The 22,291-nt window shown below is 56.2% G+C and carries 19 protein-coding genes; 10 read left to right on the top strand and 9 right to left on the bottom strand.

From position 1 onward, the window contains the following. The first annotated feature begins 933 nt into the window (after nt 1-933). The 4 genes from AY555_RS04405 to gyrB all read left to right on the top strand — a co-directional run bounded on the left by AY555_RS04405 (nt 934) and on the right by gyrB (nt 7,239). Complete coding sequence (locus tag AY555_RS04405) at nt 934-1,830, top strand: calcium-binding protein (RefSeq protein WP_066133953.1); 897 nt, start codon at nt 934-936, stop codon at nt 1,828-1,830. A 671-nt stretch (nt 1,831-2,501) separates the two neighbouring features. Continuing rightward, nucleotides 2,502-3,620 carry a DNA polymerase III subunit beta gene (gene dnaN / locus AY555_RS04400; RefSeq protein ID WP_066136558.1) on the top strand — a complete coding sequence of 373 codons (1,119 nt, stop codon included), beginning with the start codon at nt 2,502-2,504 and terminating at the stop codon, nt 3,618-3,620. Further along, entirely contained in the window at nt 3,613-4,752 is a 1,140-nt protein-coding gene (recF, locus tag AY555_RS04395; RefSeq protein ID WP_066133949.1) for a DNA replication/repair protein RecF, read from the top strand. Before dnaN ends, recF begins: the two co-directional genes overlap by 8 nt. A gap of 57 nt (nt 4,753-4,809) precedes the next feature. Continuing rightward, nucleotides 4,810-7,239 (top strand): DNA topoisomerase (ATP-hydrolyzing) subunit B, encoded by a 2,430-nt coding sequence (gene gyrB / locus AY555_RS04390; RefSeq protein ID WP_066133947.1) that lies wholly within the window; start codon nt 4,810-4,812, stop codon nt 7,237-7,239. A 39-nt stretch (nt 7,240-7,278) separates the two neighbouring features. Here gyrB and AY555_RS04385 read toward each other — a convergent pair whose 3' ends face one another. After that, a complete protein-coding gene (locus tag AY555_RS04385) occupies nt 7,279-7,524 on the bottom strand; it encodes a hypothetical protein (RefSeq protein ID WP_156483292.1) in 246 nt (81 codons plus the stop codon). 283 nt (nt 7,525-7,807) lie between these two features. On the opposite strand from AY555_RS04385, the gene AY555_RS04380 reads away from it, so the two are divergent. Then, complete coding sequence (locus tag AY555_RS04380; RefSeq protein WP_066133941.1) at nt 7,808-9,958, top strand: transglycosylase domain-containing protein; 2,151 nt, start codon at nt 7,808-7,810, stop codon at nt 9,956-9,958. On the opposite strand, the gene AY555_RS04375 is transcribed toward AY555_RS04380, so the two are convergent. The 5 genes from AY555_RS04375 to AY555_RS04355 all read right to left on the bottom strand — a co-directional run bounded on the left by AY555_RS04375 (nt 9,955) and on the right by AY555_RS04355 (nt 16,784). Continuing rightward, nucleotides 9,955-10,746, bottom strand: coding sequence for a substrate-binding periplasmic protein (locus tag AY555_RS04375; protein WP_156483291.1), 792 nt, complete (start codon nt 10,744-10,746; stop codon nt 9,955-9,957). The two genes, AY555_RS04380 and AY555_RS04375, sit on opposite strands and share 4 nt — an antisense overlap. After that, on the bottom strand, nt 10,743-12,323 hold the full coding sequence (locus tag AY555_RS04370; protein WP_066133932.1) for a methyl-accepting chemotaxis protein: 1,581 nt from the start codon (nt 12,321-12,323) through the stop codon (nt 10,743-10,745). Before AY555_RS04370 ends, AY555_RS04375 begins: the two co-directional genes overlap by 4 nt. Before the next feature lie 303 nt (nt 12,324-12,626). Further along, entirely contained in the window at nt 12,627-13,754 is a 1,128-nt protein-coding gene (gene dnaJ / locus AY555_RS04365; RefSeq protein ID WP_066133929.1) for a molecular chaperone DnaJ, read from the bottom strand. Between the two features lie 134 nt (nt 13,755-13,888). Further along, nucleotides 13,889-15,793 (bottom strand): molecular chaperone DnaK, encoded by a 1,905-nt coding sequence (gene dnaK / locus AY555_RS04360; RefSeq protein WP_066136555.1) that lies wholly within the window; start codon nt 15,791-15,793, stop codon nt 13,889-13,891. A 202-nt stretch (nt 15,794-15,995) separates the two neighbouring features. After that, nucleotides 15,996-16,784: a TSUP family transporter gene (locus tag AY555_RS04355; protein WP_066136552.1), complete on the bottom strand. Its 789-nt coding sequence runs from the start codon at nt 16,782-16,784 to the stop codon at nt 15,996-15,998. A gap of 137 nt (nt 16,785-16,921) precedes the next feature. On the opposite strand from AY555_RS04355, the gene AY555_RS04350 reads away from it, so the two are divergent. Further along, on the top strand, nt 16,922-17,377 hold the full coding sequence (locus AY555_RS04350) for a SufE family protein (RefSeq protein ID WP_156483290.1): 456 nt from the start codon (nt 16,922-16,924) through the stop codon (nt 17,375-17,377). Between the two features lie 20 nt (nt 17,378-17,397). Here the strand turns inward: AY555_RS04350 and AY555_RS04345 are convergent, their stop codons facing one another. Continuing rightward, nucleotides 17,398-18,084, bottom strand: coding sequence for a class I SAM-dependent methyltransferase (locus tag AY555_RS04345; protein ID WP_066133926.1), 687 nt, complete (start codon nt 18,082-18,084; stop codon nt 17,398-17,400). A gap of 200 nt (nt 18,085-18,284) precedes the next feature. Between AY555_RS04345 and AY555_RS04340 the strand changes: the two genes are divergently transcribed. From AY555_RS04340 to AY555_RS04325, 4 genes are all read left to right on the top strand, one after another. After that, nucleotides 18,285-18,770: an Hsp20 family protein gene (locus AY555_RS04340; RefSeq protein ID WP_066136548.1), complete on the top strand. Its 486-nt coding sequence runs from the start codon at nt 18,285-18,287 to the stop codon at nt 18,768-18,770. Between the two features lie 16 nt (nt 18,771-18,786). Beyond that, on the top strand, nt 18,787-19,011 hold the full coding sequence (locus tag AY555_RS04335; protein WP_066133923.1) for a DUF1150 family protein: 225 nt from the start codon (nt 18,787-18,789) through the stop codon (nt 19,009-19,011). Nucleotides 19,012-19,190: 179 nt separating this feature from the next. Next, complete coding sequence (locus tag AY555_RS04330; protein ID WP_066133919.1) at nt 19,191-19,589, top strand: hypothetical protein; 399 nt, start codon at nt 19,191-19,193, stop codon at nt 19,587-19,589. 275 nt (nt 19,590-19,864) lie between these two features. After that, nucleotides 19,865-20,809 carry a LysR substrate-binding domain-containing protein gene (locus AY555_RS04325; protein ID WP_066133914.1) on the top strand — a complete coding sequence of 315 codons (945 nt, stop codon included), beginning with the start codon at nt 19,865-19,867 and terminating at the stop codon, nt 20,807-20,809. A gap of 6 nt (nt 20,810-20,815) precedes the next feature. Here the strand turns inward: AY555_RS04325 and ccmB are convergent, their stop codons facing one another. Continuing rightward, on the bottom strand, nt 20,816-21,487 hold the full coding sequence (gene ccmB / locus AY555_RS04320; RefSeq protein WP_066133912.1) for a heme exporter protein CcmB: 672 nt from the start codon (nt 21,485-21,487) through the stop codon (nt 20,816-20,818). Continuing rightward, nucleotides 21,484-22,200, bottom strand: a complete 717-nt coding sequence (ccmA, locus tag AY555_RS04315) for a heme ABC exporter ATP-binding protein CcmA (protein WP_066133909.1) — start codon at nt 22,198-22,200, stop codon at nt 21,484-21,486. Before ccmA ends, ccmB begins: the two co-directional genes overlap by 4 nt. Between the last annotated feature and the right edge of the window lie 91 nt (nt 22,201-22,291).

The raw sequence follows: 22,291 nt of genomic DNA, 5'->3' as shown, positions 1-22,291 counted from the left end.
ATACCAGTAGCAGACAGTCGCCTGTATTGCGCGGCGACTGTCTGTACGGTGACGGACTGATTCCTCGCGGTCCGTGCACGTGTATCATGGCGGGAGGGCGGCGAATAAAACACCCGCAAGGGAAATAAGTCCGCCCGGTACTTCTGACTACTGGCAGTGTTATTGGGTTTTTGGCCTCCCGCCACCACGTGTGTTGTCAGCGCATGTGGTGGCCGGCGTCTTCGTGCGCTGAACCGGGGACCCGGTATGGTTTTCCCCTGATGACCATCTCGTCCGGCTTCCTTGCTCCCCGCCGGACAGGGGCATCGGGTCCCCGGTTTTCGGGTGTAGAATCACTGGGACACGAGTCTGGTATAAGTGCAAGGATTGCGATCCTCGTTTGACTTCAGCACATCGTGCATCTTGTATGAAACGAGTGGGAAAAATTGTTAGAATTCAAATTACTTTGATCATTCTATACAGAATGTAGTGTCGTTCGCATGCAGGCCTTGATAGAGCACGCCGTTTGCGCCTTACCATGCGGAAAGTGTCGGCTCTGGTCAAATCTCCCCCTGCATCAAAGCTGGTATGCAACCGGTTGCGCAAAAACACAAGAGGTACACAATGTACGTACGCACTAAAGCCCATAACCCTTTCTCCCTAGATTTTCCAGAGCTAGCCTCTTTTACCCCGATTGCAGGAAGGGCCTCTGCACCTTCCATTGCGCCCGCCTTCAGGCCATATAAACCCGCTGCCTTTCTAGCTTCAGGACAGATGTATCATGATGCGGCGGAACCCTTCTCGTTCAGGCCATCAAAGCCATATGCAGACAGAACCACTTTATCCTCCCGGGACTATGCTCTGCCCACAGATGAAAGCCGCCTCCAGAATGTACGCCCCATAAACTCGTTCTCTTTTGGCGAACCGCGCGAGCTCAACCAGAGCCGGTCACCCATGTTTTCTTCCATCACGTCATACGGCATCCACGACCAGAAAGATCGTGACGCTGATCTGTATGGATTAAACGACGACAGCATATTCTCCTACGGTACCCAAAGAGACGATGTCCTGTACGGCAAGAGAGGGGATGACTGCCTGAACGGCAATGCCGGCAATGACCGTATCTATGGCGGAAAAGGGCACGACGTCCTGAGTGGGGGAGACGGATATGATTCCCTCTATGGCGGCGCCGGGAACGATACCTTGGCTGGTGGCCGGGGCAATGACCACCTGGACGGGGGCTTGGGAGAAGATCGCATCGATGGAGGCGAGGGAATTGACACGCTCGACTACTCCTCTCGACACGAAGATATAAGACTGTCACTGAAAGGCGGCCAAACCTCCAGTGTTCTCGTATACGGTCAGCGTGAAGACAGTATTTCTAATATCGAGAACATCAATGGTGGAAGTGGAAACGACCACATGACCGGTGATGGTCAGGCCAATCGCCTGAACGGCGGGAAAGGCAATGACACACTGATTGGCCGGGGCGGCAATGACATCCTGAAGGGAGGCGATGGCCGAGACGTTCTTGATGGCGGCAAGGGCGACGATACACTGGAGGGGGGCAACGGTGCGGATACTTTTGTGTATCGGTCCGACTCCTATGGTGACGACGTCATTCTCGACTTTAATCAAGGAGAAGGTGACCGCCTTGACCTTCGGGCAGCAGGCTGGAGAGGAAAGGCCCTGGCCATGAGTGAAGATGGCCCACAAGCCTATGGTGTCTGGCTGGACTCCGAACAGGATGGCGTTGTCTTGTTTGCCGATGTCGACGGCGACGGGGCGGAGGACTTCAGCATCACCCTTCTGGGCGTTGATGCGCTGAATCAAGACAGCATCCTGCTTTAAGCAAAAGCGCAGCACTTTGTCCCTGCCCTGATGTGAAAAGGGCGGGGAGCAAAGTCGCTAAAACCTCTTGCAACATCAGGATCAAATATCCCACGCAAAAAAACCGGGGACCCGGTGCCCCTGTCCGGCAGAGAGCAAGGAAGCCGGACAGGATGGTCATCAGGGGGGAAACCACGCCGGGTCCCCGGTTCAGTGCACGAAGACGCCGGCCACCACATGCGCTGACAACACACGTGGTGGCGGGAGGCCAAAAACCCAATAACACTGCCCAACGTCAGGGATATCAGGTGGGCTTATTTCCCTTGCGGGTGTTTTATTCGCCGCCCTCCCGCCATAAAGCGGAGCGCACGGACCGCGAGGTACCGGTCCGTCACTGTACAGACAGTCGCCGCGCAATGAAGGCGACTGTCTGCGTTGGGTATGTACGAGGTTTTTGAACCCTGCCGACAAACAAAACCTTAAGGCACAGGAACATCAATATCAAGCAACTTTAATGCGCAATCCGACACGTATTTACCATGCGTAAAACCTCTTTGAGCCAGCAGAGCCTGTGATATACTCCCGTCCCCCGTTTGGTCTACAGGCTGAACAAGCCGGTTCAGACGGGGGCTGTTTCGGTTATGCCGAAGCAGGATCCCACACCCGTTTTCCAGTGCCAGGTGACAACGACCGTGAAACTGACCATCGAACGCAGCACCCTTCTGAAGTCCCTTGGCCACGTTCAAAGCGTTGTTGAACGGCGCAACACAATCCCCATTCTATCGAATGTCCGCCTGCAGGCGCGGGATGGTGTGCTGGCCCTGAACGCCACCGACATGGATCTGGAAGTTGTCAAAAGCATCCCGGCTTCGGTGGAACGTGACGGGGCCACAACAGCCCCAGCCCATACCCTGTTTGAAATTGTCAAAAAACTGCCCGATGGCTGCCAAGTGGAAATGTCTTGGGACAGCGAGCGGAACCAGATGACCCTGCGGTCCGGGCGGTCGCGCTTTTCCCTGTCCTGCCTTCCTGTGGAAGAATTTCCGACAATGGAAGAAGGCGGCTACAGCCATACCTTTGCCGTATCCTCGAACGACATGCAAAGCTTGGTGGACCGCACCCGTTTTGCGATTTCTACAGAAGAGACCCGCTATTACCTGAACGGAATCTACCTTCACACCGCTGTTGTTGACGGTACCCCTGCCCTGCGAGCCGTTGCTACCGATGGCCACCGTCTGGCCAAGGCTGAAATTGCCCTGCCGGAAGGTGCAGCGGACATGCCCGGGGTGATCGTGCCCCGTAAAACCGTTTCCGAGCTGCGCAAGCTGATGGAAGAAGGAAACGCGGATGTCTCCGTGTCCCTGTCAACAAGCCGGATCCGGTTTGTTCTGGGCAGTGCCGTCCTGACATCAAAGCTGATAGAAGGAACCTATCCGGATTACGAACAGGTCATTCCGCATAACAACGACCTGCACCTTGAAGTGGACAAGAAGCTGTTTTCCGATGCCGTGGACCGGGTTTCTACCGTCTCGGGTGACAAGCACCGCACAATCAAAGTCAGGATCGAGGATGGGTCTCTGACGCTCTCGGCCTCGAATGCTGAGGCCGGAAATGCCCAGGAAGAGGTGGAGTGCATTTACAGCGCCCAGCCCTTGGAGATTGGCTTCAATAGCCGCTACCTTCTTGATATTATGTCACAAATAGAGGGCAGCGCGGCCCGCCTGTCGATGGCCGACACGGCATCCCCGGCCATTATCCGTGAATCTGCGGATGATACGGCGGTCTATGTGCTGATGCCGGTGCGTGTCTGACACGTCCCTGTTTCCGGCCATTGGCGTCAGTCGCCTAGTCCTGACTGATTTTCGCAGCTGGAGCAGTCTGCAACTGGAAGCCGGAATGGCACCGGTTGTTCTGACCGGGGCGAATGGGTCTGGAAAGACCAATCTGCTGGAGGCCTTGTCGTTCCTGGCTCCTGGTCGCGGCCTTCGTCGTGCTAGGCTACAGGACGTCACGCGCAGCGATCACGCCATGGGCATGCAAGGAGGCTGGGGTATTGCCGCTACCGTGCACACCGCCGATGGCCCAGTGGATCTGGGAACTGGCAGAGACCCGGGCCCTTCAGATCGGCGGGTTGTACGCATCAACGGGATCAATGCACGCAGCCAGACCGAGCTAGGGGATATCGTCTCCATTGTCTGGTTGACGCCGGTGATGGACCGTCTGTTTACCGAAAGTCCATCGGGGCGGCGTCGTTTCCTAGATCGCCTAGTCTTCGGGCTTTATCCCGGACATGCCGGGCACCTATCGGCCTATGAGAAAGCACTGAGACAAAGAACCGGCCTGCTGCGGGACAACGTCAATGATCCTGCCTGGATAGCCCTGCTGGAGAACACCATGGCATCGCACGGGGTTGCCATAGCAGCAGCACGGCAAGACATTACAACACGGCTGAACCGGGCCCTGTCAAGGGTTGCACCGCCATTCCCACGACCCGATCTTGGGCTGAACGGATGGCTTGAAAGCCTGCTGGAGGATCACCCGGCAACCGATGTCGAAGATCTGTTCCGCCAGCATATGTGCCAGAACAGGCGTCAGGAAAGTGCCGGAATGCCTGCCGAGGGACCACACCGCACTGACCTGAAGGTACATAACCAAAGCAATAGTCAGCCTGCTGCCCGCTGCTCCACTGGTGAACAAAAGGCACTCTTGTTGTCAATTCTGTTAGCACAGGCCAGGATACAGGGCGCACAACGGGGAACAGCCCCGCTGCTGCTGCTGGATGAAGTGGCCGCCCATCTGGATGCACAGCGCCGCGAGGCCCTGTTTGAAGCCTTGATTGCACTGGGCGCCCAGGCATGGCTGACCGGAACCGACCGGGCCCTGTTTGAACCCTTTGGAAGCCGGGCGCAGTTTTTTAACGTTTCTGACGGCCAATTGCACTAGAATACCCCTCCCCGCCAGCCAGCGGGGAAAGCAAGGACGAAGTGAGTACGCAAACCCATGACCGAAGCTGCCAACGCCACCACCACCAACGGATATGACGCGGATTCCATCAAGGTCCTGAAGGGACTGGAGGCCGTGCGCAAGCGCCCGGGCATGTATATCGGTGACACCGACGACGGATCCGGCCTGCACCACATGATCTACGAGGTCGTGGACAACGCGATTGACGAGTCCTTGGCCGGGTATTCAGATCGTACGGACGTTGTCCTCAATGGCGACGGCTCGGTGACCGTGCGCGACAACGGACGCGGTATCCCGGTTGATATCCACAAGGAGGAGGGGGTTTCCGCCGCCGAGGTCATCATGACCCAGCTGCATGCCGGCGGCAAGTTTGACCAGAATTCGTACAAGGTATCCGGCGGGCTGCATGGCGTTGGTGTGTCGGTCGTCAATGCCTTGTCAGAGTGGCTTGACCTGCGTATCTGGCGCGATGGCTGGGAGCATTATGTCCGCTTTGAACATGGGGAGACCGTCAAGCCTCTGAAGCGCGTCAAGGAATGCGGCGACCGGACCGGTACAGAAGTGACCTTCCTTGCCTCGCCTTCCATCTTCGCCATAACGGAATACAATTTTGCAACGCTGGAACACCGGCTGCGCGAACTGGCTTTCCTGAACAGCGGCGTGACCCTTCACCTGACCGATGCACGCCACGGGGAACCCGGAACCGTCATCTTCCACTATGAAGGCGGCACAGAGGCTTTCGTCCACTATCTCGACAAGGCGCGCCAGCCCCTGCACGACAAGCCGGTTCTGATCACCGGCGAACGCGATGGTATCAGCGTGGAAATCGCGCTGGAGTGGACCGATGCCTACCACGAGAACACGCTCTGCTTTACCAACAACATCCCGCAGCGGGATGGTGGAACCCATCTGGCCGGATTGCGGGCCGCACTGACCCGGACCATTTCTCACTACGCTCAGGAAACCGGTCTGCTGAAAAAGGAAAAAGTCCAGCCGACCGGCGATGATATGCGCGAAGGCATGACCTGCGTGTTGTCCGTGAAGGTTCCTGACCCCAAGTTCTCCAGCCAGACCAAGGACAAGCTGGTTTCGTCCGAAGTGCGCCCTGTCGTGGAAGGCGTTGTGTCCGAAAAGCTTGCAGAGTGGTTCGAAGAGCATCCGTCCGATGCCCGCAAAGTTATCGGGAAAGTGGTCGAAGCCGCTGCTGCACGTGAAGCCGCACGCCGCGCCCGTGAACTGACACGCCGGAAGGGAGCCTTGGATATTTCCTCCCTTCCCGGCAAACTGGCCGACTGTCAGAACCGCGATCCGGCACAGTCCGAACTATTCCTGGTCGAGGGTGACTCCGCCGGTGGAACAGCCAAACAGGGGCGGGATCGAGCCTTCCAGGCTATTCTGCCCCTGCGCGGCAAGATTCTGAACGTGGAACGGGCGCGGTTTGACAAGATGCTGTCCAGCGCCGAAGTCGGAACCCTGATCACCGCCATGGGAACCGGCATAGGACGCGATGACTTCAATATCGAGAAGCTTCGTTACCACAAGATCATCATTATGACCGACGCGGACGTGGATGGTTCCCACATCCGTACCCTTTTGCTGACATTCTTCTTCCGGCAAATGCCCGATATTATCGAGCGGGGGCACCTGTATATCGCCCAACCGCCACTGTACCGGGCCAAACGTGGCAACTCGGAGCGTTATCTGAAGGATGATCGCGAGCTGGAAGAATATCTGATTGATGTATCCATCAGCGAAGCTGTTCTGGTTCTGCAGGACGGACAGCAGATTGCCGGTCCCCACCTGCGTGAACTGATAACCCAGGCCCGGCAGGTCCGAACTCTTCTGGGGCGCATGTCGAGCCGGGTCCCGAACCGTATCCTAGAACAAGCCGCCATAGCCGGCGCCCTGAGTCCGGAGTTTCTGGCATCAACACACAACAACCAGCCTGTTATGGATACCATCTGCCAACGATTGGACAACTTGGAAGTCGAGCATGAAAAGGGCTGGAGCGGTGAAGTCACGGACAGCGGCAGCCTGCTGTTCCGACGCACCTTGCGGGGTGTAACGGAGACCCATGCCATCGACAGTGCCTTGGCCCACTCTGGCGAGGCCCGGCGCCTAGACCAGATGTCGGCCAGCCTTGGCGAAATCTACAACGGCAAAGCCACGCTGCGCATCCGAGACAACCGGTATCCGATCCGGGGTCCTGTCGGGCTGGTCAACACATTCATGTCAGCCGGGCGCAAGGGTATCAGCATACAGCGCTATAAAGGGTTGGGAGAGATGAACGCCGAGCAGCTGCGTGAAACAACCCTTGACCCCAACGTACGGCGCCTTCTTCAGGTCCGGGTTGCCCACGCCGACGAGGCCCAGGAAGTGTTCTCCACCCTGATGGGCGATGTTGTGGAACCCCGACGTGAGTTTATCCAAAACAATGCTCTGAAAGTCACCAATCTGGATATCTGATCTGAAACGCGGGAACGAAGGGACAGGCGGCTGACGCCGCTATCCCTTCGGAACCGGGGAAACGTCACCGAGGGGAGCACTAGGGACACAGACGGTTACCCGGATATCCTGTCCGGACTCCAAGGTATCGCGAACCTGGAGAAACTCCTCCTCGCGTTCGACAAAGTCCTCGCAAGCACGGAAGACCAGCTCTTCCAGCTGACACTGCCCAGCCTCTGCCAAAGCTTGCAGACGAAGGTAGAGATCCTCGGACAGATTGATCATCAAGGCAGGCGCAGTCTTCATTGCGGCTTTCTCCCCCGGAAATGGAAAGGCAGAATAGCAGAAAAAAAGCAACGATTCGCCGATTTCCGTACCTTGCAGCACAAACAGCCATATGATTGCCCCAAGTATAGGGGAGAAAATATCCTGTCACTTCATGATCCTGGCAAAAGCGTAACCAAGAGCTGTGGGGGATACCTTTGCATCAGGCTGCTGTCTCGGGTATCAAGCCCTTGCTTCGGTCACAGTTTATAGTCCCGGGACTGTTCTGTGCCCTCTCCCACCCGGAACACATAGAAAACCGGATATGATGTCTCCTTCTGACCCCTGCCCCGTTCCTGACCCTGCAACACCCGGAATCTACCTTGATCCGGATGACATCAGGAACCGTATGCTGTCATCGCATGCAGCCTATGACAGCGGTCTGGCCAGAATATGGAGCAAACTCCGGACAGTAAAGCGGCCAAAGCAGGCAAAGAGCACAGGACCGAAGCCAAAGCGATCGGCACGACGAGGGCCAGAACCAAGAAAAACCGGTAAGGGCAAGAATACGCGCCGTTCACGCTCCCTTATCTGGCGCTTGGCACGCTGGACCCTAAGCATCATGCTGTGGGGGTGCATGGTCGTTGGCCTGATTCTAGGCTGGTTTGCCCTTGACCTGCCACGGATCGACTTGGCAGCAGCCATGACCCGCAAGCCTTCGATTACTCTTGTTGATGAGAACGGGGCCATGGTCGCCACGTATGGGGACCAATATGGCGATGTTGTACCGGTCAATGCCATGTCCCACTGGCTACCCGAAGCGGTTATGTCTATTGAGGATCGGCGGTTCTACAGTCACCCGGGCATTGATCCCCTGGGGCTTTTACGGGCCGTAGTAACCAACTGGCAGGCGGGGCAGACCGTACAGGGTGGCTCCACCATTACGCAGCAAACCGCCAAGAATCTGTTCCTGACCCGCGATCGTACCTTCAAACGCAAGGCCCAGGAGCTGATGCTCGCCCTGTGGCTGGAATGGACGTTTAGCAAGGACCAGATCTTCAGCCTGTACCTGAACCGCGTATATCTGGGTGCCGGCACCTATGGCATGGAGGCTGCCGCCCGAAAATACTTCGGAGTATCCACGCGCCATGTCACACCCTATCAAGCCGCCGTGCTGGCCGGATTACTGAAAGCGCCCTCCCGCTATAACCCTGAAAATAACAAGGCCAATGCCCATGCACGGGCCAGAACTGTCCTCCAGTCCATGGTCGCATCCGGCGTTCTGACACAAGCGCAGGCCGAACACGCCTCGTCTGAAGGGGAACGCTATCTGGCTTCACTGCCACCCCGCAGCCATACCGGGCGGTATTTCAGTGACTTTGTCCTAGATCAACTCGATAACCTGGTCGGTACGGTTGATACTGACCTTGTTGTAAGAACAACGTTCAACAAACAAACCCAGAAGAGTGCAGAGCATGCACTGAACACCGTACTGAACCAGTACGGCGCAACGCGCCACGCCACGCAGGGGGCTGTTGTGGTCATGAGCCCGCATGGGGCCGTACGCGCTATTGTGGGCGGAACGGACTACAGCACCAGTCAGTACAACCGGGCAACACAAGCAACCCGGCAACCCGGATCATCGTTCAAGACATTTGTATATCTCGCGGCTCTGGAACAGGGTCTTTCACCTGATGACATCATTCAGGATGAACCCCTGACGATCCGCAACTGGTCGCCGCAGAACTTTGATCGCCAATTCCGCGGAGATGTTACGGTGCGCGAGGCTGTCGCCCGCTCGATCAATACGGTTGCTGTCCGGGTTGCCATGAAAACAGGCCTACGCACCGTGGCACGCACAGCCCGCCGACTTGGCCTTTCCGTATCCCGTGTCGGGGAAGAAAGCCCGGCCATGGCCCTGGGAACAGAAGACAACACCCTGCTAGCCATGACCGCTGCCTATGCTCCCTTGGCGAATGGAGGCATGGCCGCCTATCCGTATTCCATTATCGATATCACCACACGGGATGGACAAGTCCTTTACGAACGCATCGGAACAGCCGGTACACGCGTCATACGCCCTGATGTTGTGGCGCAGATGAACCAGCTTCTTGGTGGTGTCTTATCTTGGGGAACCGGAAAAGCCGCAACCTTGGACCGACCGGCAGGGGCCAAAACGGGCACCAGCCAGACCTACCGCGATGCGCTTTATCTTGGCTATACCGCAGATTATGTGACCGGCGTCTGGATTGGTAACGACGACAACAGTCCGATGAAACGGGTCACGGGAGGAACCCTGCCTGCACAGGTGTGGAAGCAGGTCATGGAAGACATTCACCGCGGCCTGCCCGCACGCCCGATACCATCGTCAGGATCCTCTTCGGCCCCGGATTATGACCGGGACGAAGCCCCCCCGGCAACGTGGACACCCGCTGATGAGATAGACCGCCTGCAGGACATGTTCGGTCGCCGCTAGAACACCAAGGCTTTCTCAAAAATCGTTGAGACATCTAGGGCAGACAGGGCAGCATCTAGGCGGGCACGAGCGGCCTCTCCTTCGTCTGTCCTGCGGAAACACACGTGCAAGGTCTTGTTCTCAAGAATCCGGCTGTTGAATTCCAGGACATCCCCCTCTGTAATCAGGGATGAGTCTGTTTTCAGCAGATAGGTCATCACGTTATGGTCAACCACAGCAGCCACAACCCTTTTTGCAATAACCTTGCGCAAGTTACTAACGTCATCAATCGCTGTATCCGTACTCAGACGGCCAACAGCCACCCGGGCATCAAAGTCAGCCGTATTAACATAGCCCGAAACAGTGCCAATCGGTACCGATGCAAGATCATCCAGCGTATTCCAGAACAATGGCCTGTCCCTGCGCTGTGCAAACCCTAGGGGACCAATACCAATCGGCTTGCTGAACAGGCACTGACTGTCCAGATCACGGGACATATACTCTGGGAAGTAACCAACATACCCTGGGCTCTCCAAGCCTATACGAACAGCCCGTTGCCAAGGATAGAAGGCTGCGCTGAAGGTATCCCCACCATGCCTAGCTGCCTCTTGCAGTACAACCGCAGCGGCACCGGTACCGGGCAAAGACTCGCCAGTATAGGGAGGCCACTCCAAGGTACTGAGCCGCAGCTCACCGGCATGGGAAACCGAGACCATAAGAAAAAATGCGCAAGACAACAGGGCCATGGCACACGCACAAACGACAAGATAACGCCTAGCCTGTGTCTTGTCCCAACCTCGCTTTCTCATGCGGAACGCATGTCCAGCAAGAACTTCTCGACACAGTCGCGCAGGTTCTCCGTTTCGCTCTTCAGCCCCTCAGCAACACGGTACATGCTGGAAGACATGTCGCCTGTCTTGGCTGCGGCTGTAGACACTTCTCCGATGCGGTCGACAATACTGCGGTTCCCCGCAGCAACGCCGCCCACCGCGCGCGCAATCTCGCGCGTTGCAGCGCCCTGTTCCTCAACAGCCGAAGCAATATTGGCAACAACCGCGTCCACGGAATGAATGGTCCCCACAGCCTGGCGGATGGCCGAGCTGACATCGCCCGATGCTTTCTGGACGGCAGTGATCTGACGGGCAATTTCGTCTGTTGCCCGGGTTGTCTGGTTTGCCAGACTCTTGACCTCGTTGGCAACAACAGCAAACCCCTTGCCGGCCTCACCGGCGCGGGCCGCCTCGATCGTTGCATTCAACGCAAGAAGGTTGGTCTGACTTGCGATATCCGTAATCAGGTTGACAATCTCGCCAATTCGCCCTGTTGCATCTGATAGGATACCCATGGTCTTGGCTGCACCCTCAATCCCCCGTACGGCATCAGCAGTGATATGGGTGCTGTCCTCGACCTGACGGCTGATTTCACCGATGGATGCCCCCAGTTCTTCCGCTGCCGTTGCTACAGCCTCAATATCCAAGGATGCCTGCTCGGCAGAATGATTGACGGCTTGGCTCTCGTCACGGGTACGATCCGCTGCCTGCTGCAGGGTATCAGAGGACCCGAAGACCTCCTCCGCACTGCCTGAAAGGGTCTTCAACATGGAACTGACGGCTGTATCAAAAGCTGCTGTAAGTTTCTCCCGCAGGGCTGTTCTCTGGCGGCGTTGCTCGCGGGCTTCTTCCGCCTCGCGTTCCAGTTCGCGGTTACGCTTCATATTCTGCTGGAATGTCCCGACGGCACCCGCAATGGAGCCAATTTCATCGGTACGCTCCTTATGGGGAACCTCAACATCCAGTCGATCGGCCGCCAGCTCATCGATAACAGCAGCAATATCAACCAAGGGCCGGGTGATTTGCCGAATGATGGCAAAGAGAATAACAACTAGAATCAGGTTGCTGAGTATAATGATCACAACACCGGAAAAGATCGCACTCTGGCGGGCTGCTTGCTTGGAATGGTCGCTAACAACGATATGCAGGGTGGCAATCTGCTTGTCTTCCCGAACAATCGGCTGGTGGGTCATGGAGACGCTGGATGGCAAAGCATCCTGTTCCAAGGTTGTATAGTCTATATCTCCGGCCATTTTCTTGCTGAGAGCCTTGCCCGTATCATCCGTGACCCAAGCAGCCTCAAAATCCGGATCCGCAGCAAGAGCGTTGGTCAACTGCTGTAGAACCTCAAGATTGAAATCCCAGATCGGCTGAACCATGGCCGCAGCCTGAAGATTAGCAACCAGAGAAGCACGGGTATCCACAGCCTTGCCCATCAAACGGTCTGTTACAATGACGCTGGCAACGGTTGAAATAATCAGGAACCCCGAAACCACGGAAGCAATCACGGCAATCAGCTTCACAGCGATTGTCGTTTTCTTTGGATGCTCGGACATGGTTTACTCCTGTCAGGACACCTGTAACGTCATTCCTCATGTACCGCCCAAAAGGCTCACGCCCTGTTCCTCACCCTGTCGCTAGGACAAAAGGCAATACAAACAGGGACAAGGGTACAAGCGACCCACCCGACCATAAACCGGGGCAGAATCACTATACCTGCAAAATAAAACACAAGCCCCGCTGATACCCGGGTTCCGTAACCCTTTCAGGGCCAAAAAAGCAGAAAAGCCGTGTTCCTGCCGGAAAGGCGGGAACACGGCTTTGACCGGGCGGAAAACTCCACGGACACAGACCGGTCATCAATCGGTCAGATCATCCCAAAGTTCCCGGATCCTGCGAAAGAATCCTGTGCTCTCTGGGCTGGTCTCGCCCCCACCCGCTTCATCAAAGCGGCGCAGCAGGTCTTTCTGCTCATCGGTCAGGTTTACAGGGGTTTCAACTTGGGCATGAACAATCATATCCCCACGTTTTGGGCTGCGTAGGACACTCATCCCCTTGTTACGCAGCCGGAACTGATTACCGGACTGGGTTCCGGCCGGAATCGTAACCCGTGCGCGGCTGCCATCAATAGAAGGAACCTCTATGCTGCCACCCAGAGCAGCCGTTGTCATGGTGATCGGCACCCTGCAGTAGATATCGGCACCCTCGCGCTGGAAGATACGATGTGGACGAATACTCAGGAAAATATAAAGATCCCCCGCCGGGGCGCCCAGCATCCCGGCTTCACCTTCACCCGACAACCGAATGCGCGTTCCATCCTCGACACCCGGTGGAATCTTAACCTCAAGGGTACGCTCCCGATTTTCGCGCCCGGAACCACGGCAGGAAGAACAAGGATCAGTGATAGTCTTTCCCCGCCCATGACACGACGAACACGTTCTCTCAACCAAGAACATGCCCTGCTGGACCCGTATACGCCCCTGACCACGACATGTGGAGCACGTTGTCGGTGTTGTTCCCGGCTTGGCACCACTGCCTTTGCAGGTTCCACAGGACGTTGCCGTGGAAAGAGTGACCGTAGCGGTCTTGCCTAGGAAAGCCTCTTCCAAGGTTATCGACATGTCATAGCGGACATCAGCGCCGCGGGAAGGCCCCCCCCGCTGACGACCGGCAAAGTTACCGAAAACTTCATCGATAATGTCGGCAAAGCCGCCACCAAAATCAAAACCACCGAAGCCGGACGCACCGCCTCCACCCTGTGAGAAGGCGTCATGACCAAAGCGATCATACGCTGCACGTTTCTGGGTATCCTGTAGCACTTCGTAAGCTTCGGTCAGCTCACGAAAAGACTCTGCAGCCTTGTCGTCACCCGGGAATAAGTCAGGGTGGCAGTCTTTAGCCCGCAACCGATAGGCCTTCTTTATTGCCCCGGCATCCGCATCTTGGCTGACGCCAAGAACTTCGTAATAATCCCTTTTGCTGCTCATTGGCTCGCCCTGTACAGGGACGACCGCCCCGCACACAAAACAGCCACTGGGGCGTGTGCGGGGCGGTCGAAGTCACTCCATAACGGCTGACGCCGCTTCATTATGTCGGAAATCCCGAATTCAGAGGCATAGCCTTACTTGCCCTTTGAGTCGTCCACTTCCTCAAAATCGGCATCGACAACACCGTCATCCTTCTGGCCCGCAGCAGCACCTTCGGCACCACCAGAAGACGCCTGCTGGGCTTTGTACATGGCCTCACCCAGCTTCATGGAAGATTGCATAAGGGCCTCTGTTGCGGCCTTAAGCGCCGCAGCATCATCACCATCAAGAACGGCACGCACCGCAGCAATATCGGCCTCAATCTGGGACCGCAGGGAAGCATCAATCTTGTCGCCATGTTCTTTCAGGTCTTTGTCAACCTGATGGATCAAGCCATCGGCATGATTACGGGCATCAATAACCTCACGGCGCTTCTTGTCGGCCTCTGCATTTGCCTCGGCTTCCTTGACCATGCGCTCTATCTCACTTTCCGACAAACCGCCGGAGGCCTGGATACGAATCACATGCTCCTTGCCGGTTGCCTTGTCTTTGGCGGAAACATTGACAATACCGTTGGCATCAATGTCAAACGTGACCTCGATCTGCGGCACACCACGTGGTGCAGCAGGAATACCAACCAAGTCAAACTGACCCAGCATCTTGTTGTCAGCCGCCATTTCACGCTCACCTTGGAACACGCGAATAGTCACGGCATTCTGATTGTCCTCGGCTGTAGAGAACGTCTGGGACTTCCGGGTTGGAACCGTGGTGTTCCGATCAATCAGGCGGGTAAATACACCACCCAACGTTTCAATCCCCAAAGACAGCGGGGTCACATCCAGAAGAAGAACGTCCTTGACCTCACCCTTCAGGACACCACCCTGAATGGCCGCACCGATGGCAACGACCTCATCAGGGTTTACGCCCTTGTGCGGCTTGCGACCGAAGAAGCGCTCCACCACTTCCTGCACCTTCGGCATACGGGTCATACCACCGACCAAAATAACTTCGGCAATGTCACCAGCTTTCAGGTCAGCATCAGCCAGCGCCTTGCGGCAAGGCTCTATGGTCCGCTCGATCAGGTCTTCAACAAGGGATTCCAGCTTGGAACGAGTCAACTTGACATTCAGATGCTTCGGACCACTGGCATCAGCGGTAATGAAAGGCAGGTTCACTTCAGTCTGCGCCGTTGACGAAAGCTCTATTTTTGCTTTCTCGGCGGCTTCCTTCAAACGCTGGAGAGCCAAACGATCCTGACGCAAGTCAATGCCCTGCTCTTTTTTGAATTCGTCTGCCAGATAACCGATGATCCGGGCATCGAAGTCTTCACCGCCCAAGAACGTATCACCGTTGGTGGACTTGACCTCGAAAACACCGTCGCCGATTTCCAGAATGGAAACGTCAAATGTTCCACCGCCTAGGTCATACACAACAACCGTACCAGCTTCCTTGCGGTCCAGACCATAGGCAAGAGCAGCAGCTGTCGGCTCGTTGATGATACGCAGAACTTCAAGGCCGGCCAAAACCCCGGCATCCTTGGTAGCCTGACGCTGAGAGTCATTGAAATAGGCCGGAACCGTAATAACAGCCTGCGTAACGGCCGTCCCGAGATAGCTCTCGGCCGTTTCCTTCATCTTGCGCAGAACGCTGGACGAAATTTCACTTGGAGCTCTTTTCTTCCCACGCACATCAACCCATGCATCACCGTTGTTGCCCTCAACGATATCGTAGGGGACAAGCTCTTGGTCTTTCTTGACTGCCGGATCGCTGAAGCGACGGCCAATCAGACGCTTGATGGCAAACAGTGTATTTTCAGGATTGGTTACAGCCTGACGTTTGGCCGGCTGACCGACCAGAATTTCACCATCCTCGGCAAAGGCGACCATGGACGGCGTGGTACGGTTACCTTCTGCATTCTCGAGAACACGGGCTTCTTTCCCGTCCATAATGGCAACACAAGAATTGGTGGTGCCGAGGTCGATACCAATGACCTTGCTCATCGCAATACCTCTTTCTGTGGCAAACTTCACCGGACCCTTTTTTCGGCGTCCCCGAAGTCCCCTTTGGGTTCTGAAAACGGCAGGACCATCGCCCGGATGGCCCCGAATGATCATTTATATAGGGCGACAGACCAGCGTTTGCAACGCCCCCTGTGACAACCCGCAACATTTTAGCACTTCAATACCGGATGTGCAAAGAGGGCTACCAGAATACCCCGATACAGCAGCCCCATAGGTAGCGGGCGGTCATTGACAGGGACATAAAGACAATCAAGGGGCGTATCAAGCGCACACCCCCGCGTGCCACAGCCATGCTCCCCAGACTGGCCCCACAGGCCTGCCCCAGAATCATGACAGCCCCGATCGACCAGACAACCTTCCCCCCAACAACAAAAGCCCCCAAAGCCGCCATGTTGCTTGCAAGATTGAAGGCCTTGGCATGGGCCGTGGCCTGCACCAGATGTTGCCCACGCAGACCAACGCCGGCCAAGGAAAAGAAAGACCCCGTCCCCGGCCCGAACATGCCGTCGTAAAGCCCGATGGCGGGAACAACACCAAATCGGTAGACACCCCGCCCGATGCGGGGCTGACACTCCACATCTCCGGCAGAGGGAACCAGGACGAAGTACACGGCGATACCAACCAGAACAACCGGGACAATATGATCAAGAGATCGGACATCCAGAACCTGCACCAAGGTGGCACCGGTCGCCGAACCCACCAATGATGCCAGAAAAGGGGTTCGTATATCCTGAAACCGGAGCAAACCAAGACGAGCCATTCCAACGGTTGCTGTCAGGGTGCCAGCCGATGACTGGAGCTTGTTCGTCGCCAAGGCTTGCACCGGAGGCACACCGGCAAGAAGAAGGGCCGGAACAGTCAACAACCCACCGCCACCAGCCAGTGTATCCAGAAAGCCCGCCCCCACTGCAACAAGAGCAAGGACAATCAAAACATGGGCTTCCAGTTCCAATACAGCCGTCCCTGACATGAATACCAACCATGTTCCAGCATACCCAAGCACGAAACCTGTGTCGCGGGGTTTCATCCTGAGAGACAAGGCGCTATATCAAGCCTGTCTCCGGCAGGAGGCCAGAATGACAACAGCAGCGGCGTGGATACAGGATAATGGGTGCAAACCTGACAATGGATGAACTGGTGGAGAACTTCTCCTTGTTCGACGACTGGGAAGACCGCTACCGCTACATCATCGATCTGGGACGCACACTGGAACCCTTCCCCGAAGAAAGCCGAACCCGCGAAAACAAGGTGGAAGGATGCATCAGCCAAGTCTGGCTGACCCACCGGATCGAGCGTATCGGCAAGGAAGAGCATCTGTTTTTCACGGCAGACAGTGACGCCCACATCGTCAAAGGTCTTCTGGCTGTTCTGCTTGCCTTGTTCTCGGGCCGGACACCCAAGGATATCCTGTCCATTGATGCAGATGCCCAGCTTGCGCGGCTGGAACTGGATCAGCACATCAGCCCGAACCGCCGGAATGGCGTCGCATCCGTTGTTCAGGTCGTTCGATCCGTAGCACGTGACCGGATCGAGAAGACAGGGGATGAATCGCATTATTCCTGAAGCAAGGTACATTTGCAGGCCTAGAAACGCACCAGAACCGTAAAGTCACCCGATGTATACCCTTGGGCAATGCGAACATCAGCACCGGGGAAGAGGCGCACAGCACGGCTCTTCTCCGTATCCGGGTCACTGTACCACAAGGTCTGACATGCAGCAGAACGCCGTCCGTCCAGGATATTGAAGGACAAACCGCGCCGGGATACACGGGCCATGGCCAGGCACAAGGCCTCGACCCACGCCTCCCAATCCTGGCTGTCCATATCCAGGCGCAGCCCGAACACACCGGATGCAACGGTATAATCAGCCATAAAGGATGGAACAGCTGAACGGATAAACCGAGCCTTGGGATGCGAAATACGGCGACAGGCTGCATCCAGCATCTCGGAACTAATGTCGTACCCGGTGTAAGAACCACCAAGAACCCGCCATCGCCATCCTAACCAGAGCCACAGCGCACCATACCCGCAGCCAACATCATTCAGGCTGATCCCGCGACGCCAGCGATCTGAGCCCATAATTGACAAAAGAGCACGAAACCTGGCCGCTTGATGGCGACGACCACGCCACAAGACCGCCTCGGGAACAGGACCGGACTGCCTAAGCGTGAAATCATAGCTCCCGGCGATTCGCTCCAGAACCGTCGGGTAGCCGTCTGCAGAAAGGGCTCCAGAGCCGGACTGCGGTATATCCGGATTCGTATCCTTCACCCGTTTATCATGCCATGCCTTGAAACCAGAAACCAGCCAACACCCTGCATTTTAAGGTGCTTTTCTCTCTTCCCCTTGACGGACACTTCATCTGTGCCGAAATTAAGGGCAAGGAGATGCCACACACATGGATCTCTGAGGCCGGGTGCCGGAATTCCGGGCCCAATGCTAATGCGGGACACGCTCGAAAGGAGGTTCCCTTGACACGTCTGTCTGTTTTCAACAGCCCGCTTCTGCTTGGCTTTGACCATGTAGAACGCGTTCTTGACCGTGTTGCCAAAAGCTCGGCAGAGGGCTACCCACCCTATAATATCGAGCAAACTGGCGAACACTGCCTGCGCATCACCTTGGCCGTGGCCGGCTTCCGCGAGGAAGACCTCTCTGTCACAACAGAGGACAACCAGCTTGTTATCCGGGGGCGCCAATCCGCAGATGACGGGAATCGTATATTTCTGCACCGTGGCATCGCCTCACGCCAGTTCCAGCGCAGCTTTGTCCTGGCTGAAGGCATAGAGGTGATTGGCGCTTATATGGATAACGGACTGCTGCATATCGATCTCCAGCGCCCCGTTCCGGAGCCGGTTGTACGCCAGATCAAGATTGGAAGCGGCAACCGGGATCGCAGCAACCAAGCACCGCAGACGCAGACAATCGACCTTGCCCCCCAGCCCCGCAAGGATCGCTGAAAGCAGGAGATTGGCCATGAGTAACGACCGCCATCATAAACAAGACACAGAACAATCGGGATCACCAGAAACTGGTATATTCCCCGGCAAGCCGGTTTATATCCGCTCCATCGAAGTATCCGGACGTCCCCTATGGGCTGTATTCAGCGACGAAGGAGAACACTTGGGCTTGGCGACAAGCCGGGCTGTAGCCTTTGCCGCTGCTGTCCAGAACGATATGCAACCACAAAGCGTCCATTGATCAAAGCCCACACAACTCGAAGCATAGGACGGGCTGTATAGCCAAACCACCGGAACAATCGAACTGGAACCATGCGGATTCGCCCGGTACAGGGAAATACTCCTCTCGTTAACACTGGAACTCAACACATATACAATGTTAGGATGCAAAGGTCTCGACGCCCCTGAATGGAGCCCGTGATGTTTGGCCCTGACCCCTTTATGCGCGAAGCCCTGTCCATCTTGTCCGGAGCCGCGACGTGGCATGAGTTCCGGTCTAGCTTGGTCGAGCGCGGCCTAGACAAACGGCTTGACCCGGATGCCATGATGCTTCTGATCACAGCTTGGAATATGGGACAGGCACAGAAACTGACCGATGCTGCGCTGATCGAGGAACTGGACTTCTGGGCCTCTGGGGGAAGTTTCAAAACCCATTTGAATGGCTGGCAGGCCATCTCACCCGCAGCCTTGGTCGAAGAGGCCGGACGTAGAGGATGGTTTACGAAACGCATGACCAGCAGTGCCGTTGTCAATCCGCCGGATCACTCCCCGATCGTCATCCGCAGCCTAGATACCATTGCAGTTCCACCACCGACCTGAGCATTACCGCCAAGAGGCGATGATGTTAAGAAAAATCTTCCTTAAATTGTTAATCTATATCGACTTTCAGGCAATGAGCTTGCCTGCGCTCTTCCAAGCCACGCGGTGATATTGATGCAACACACAGATTTATAAGTATATTTTTAATATTTTCTGTTGCCCGAAGCATAACTCGGTGACAGGATGTCAGCATAAGAACGTGCATACGTACATAGTATACACGCAAAGAACAAACAAAATGCGCTGACTAACCCGATGAAACAAGGACAGGATCCATGGCTCGCAGGCTGCCACCTCTGAACGCACTGCGAGCCTTTGAAGCGGCAGCGCGGCTGGGAAGTTTTGCCCGTGCCGGACAGGAACTGCATGTAACGCCAACAGCAATCAGCCATCAGGTCAGAGGGCTCGAGGATTTTCTTGGAATCAGCTTGTTCGAACGCATGCCACGTGGACTGCGCCTGACAGAAAAAGGGCGCGCCTATCTGCCCGAACTGACCCGTGGTTTTGATCTTCTGTCACGAGCGGGAGAATACCTGCATACAAGCGGCCTGAAAGGCCAATTGACCGTTACGGTACCGGCCGACATGGCGCGACACTGGCTTGTTCCGCGTCTTGCAGATTTTCGTCGCCGTTGGCCCGGCATCGAACTTCATCTGTTGACAGGAGATATAAAGTCAACAGCCCATGCAGAAAGCCCCGCCCTTGGCATCTGCTGCGGACAGGGAACCTGGCCAGGATTGCGTTCCACCTTTCTGATGAACGAACAAATCCTTCCGGCGGCCGCACCTGTACTTGCTGATAATGGACACCCCCTGAATGACTGGGCAGACTTGGAGTACCATACACTTCTGCATGACACGGGAGGCGCCCCCCGTGAACCATGGCTGCAGTGGAAGCCTTGGCTTGACATGGCCTGTATCCGTGCAGCCGACCTGCGACAGGGCATATACTTCACAGACAGCACAGCCCTGACCATGGCCGCGCTCAGGGGGCTGGGTGTTATGCTGGCTAGCACAGTCCTAACATCTGAACCACTGCGCAGCGGAAAACTGGTACCCCTTTTTGGCGTTTCGCGTCCCGTCAATAATGCGTATTACATCGTTACATCCGGCGCACAACAGATTGCGCCTGCACAGGCCGTCTTCGCGCAATGGCTTCTGGAAATAACCCGATCTGATTGCGTGGAGTTGGAGATACGGGAGCGCACGGTTCCAGCCTGAAGCTGGTCAGGCGTCTTCGATTGACTGGCGTACAGCGACGGCTGCAATCCAAGGACACAAGGCGAAAGCCCCACAAAGCAAGGACCCCAGCATCAGCAAGGGCGACAGAGACGGTTGGCCAACCAGCACCGTATCAACAGCCGCAACACCAAACACCAAGACGGGGACGTACAGCGGCAGCACTAGGAGCGACAGCAGAACACCGCCACGTCGAGCTCCTAGGGTCAAGGCAGCACCAACCATTCCAATCAGCGAAAGAATGGGGGTTCCCAACATCATAGCCAAGAGCAGCATACCCAAGGCTGCCCCATCAAGGCCCAACAACAGAGCCAATAAAGGCGTCACAGCTACCAGTGGAAGCCCGGTTGTGAGCCAATGCGCCAAAGCCTTGACCAAGACAAGAAGTGACAGGGGTACGGGGGAGAGGATTAACAGCTCCAGTGAGCCATCATCATGATCACCCGAGAACAAGCGATCCAGTGACAGCATCGATGCCAACAGCGCCACCACCCACAAAATACCGGGGGCAACACGCGCCAGAAGATTAGCTTCCGGCCCCAAACCAAAGGGAAACAGAACGACGGTCAGCACAAAAAAGACAATAACCGTCACGCTCTCGGTTCCCTGACGAATAGCCAACCGAACATCACGACACAGGACGGGCCACAACCGACTCATCGCAACACCTCTGGATCGTCATGCCGTGCAACCAGGCTTGGGGCATAGTCATCTAGGCGAATGACATGGGCACCGGGCACATCAAGTTCAGTATGTGTCGACAAGACAATCGCCCCACCGCGTGCACGATGAGCCGCGATAATCTCCTCTAGGATATGAACAGCACCGGCATCAAGGGCTGTGGCCGGCTCATCCATCAACCAGAGCGGAGCAGACGACAGAACCAGCGGCATCATGGCAACACGGCGACGCTGGCCGGCCGACAGGAAACGCCCTGGCAAATCCAGAAGGTGTGAAATACCCATATAGAGAGCCATTGAGTCCACAGATGGTACCGTCACCACCGGCTCGCCCAACAAACGGCACCAGAACATAATGTTCTCGCGCACAGTCAGGGCCGGCTTCAAAGCATCAAGATGACCAAGATAACGAATAACAGAGTGAGAACTATTCCTGTCCTGCCCAGCTTGGCCCCACTCTAGGCAACCACTGACAGGAGGAAGAAACCCGGCCAACATCCTGAGCAAGCTCGACTTCCCGGATCCATTTGGCCCCAGCAAAAAGACCGCATCACCGGACGTGACATGAATATCAAGATGATGGAACACCATACGCCCACCCCGCTGGCAGGCCAAAGCCTTCCCCCTTACGTCCAAGGCCGGAAACGGAGGGCGCGACACATGAAAGTCAGGTGGTAAAGCATGACGGCTCATAGGACCGGACCATACCAGAAAGCCGGCAACAAAAATGAAAAAACAAACAGAACCGGCAAAGGAAAGCGCCGTATCTGTTGTGAAGGTCAGA

Origin of the sequence: Haematospirillum jordaniae, assembly GCF_001611975.1 — a bacterium.
In the GTDB taxonomy this organism is placed as follows: domain Bacteria; phylum Pseudomonadota; class Alphaproteobacteria; order Rhodospirillales; family Rhodospirillaceae; genus Haematospirillum; species Haematospirillum jordaniae.
This window is presented reverse-complemented; position numbering and strand designations above follow the sequence as displayed.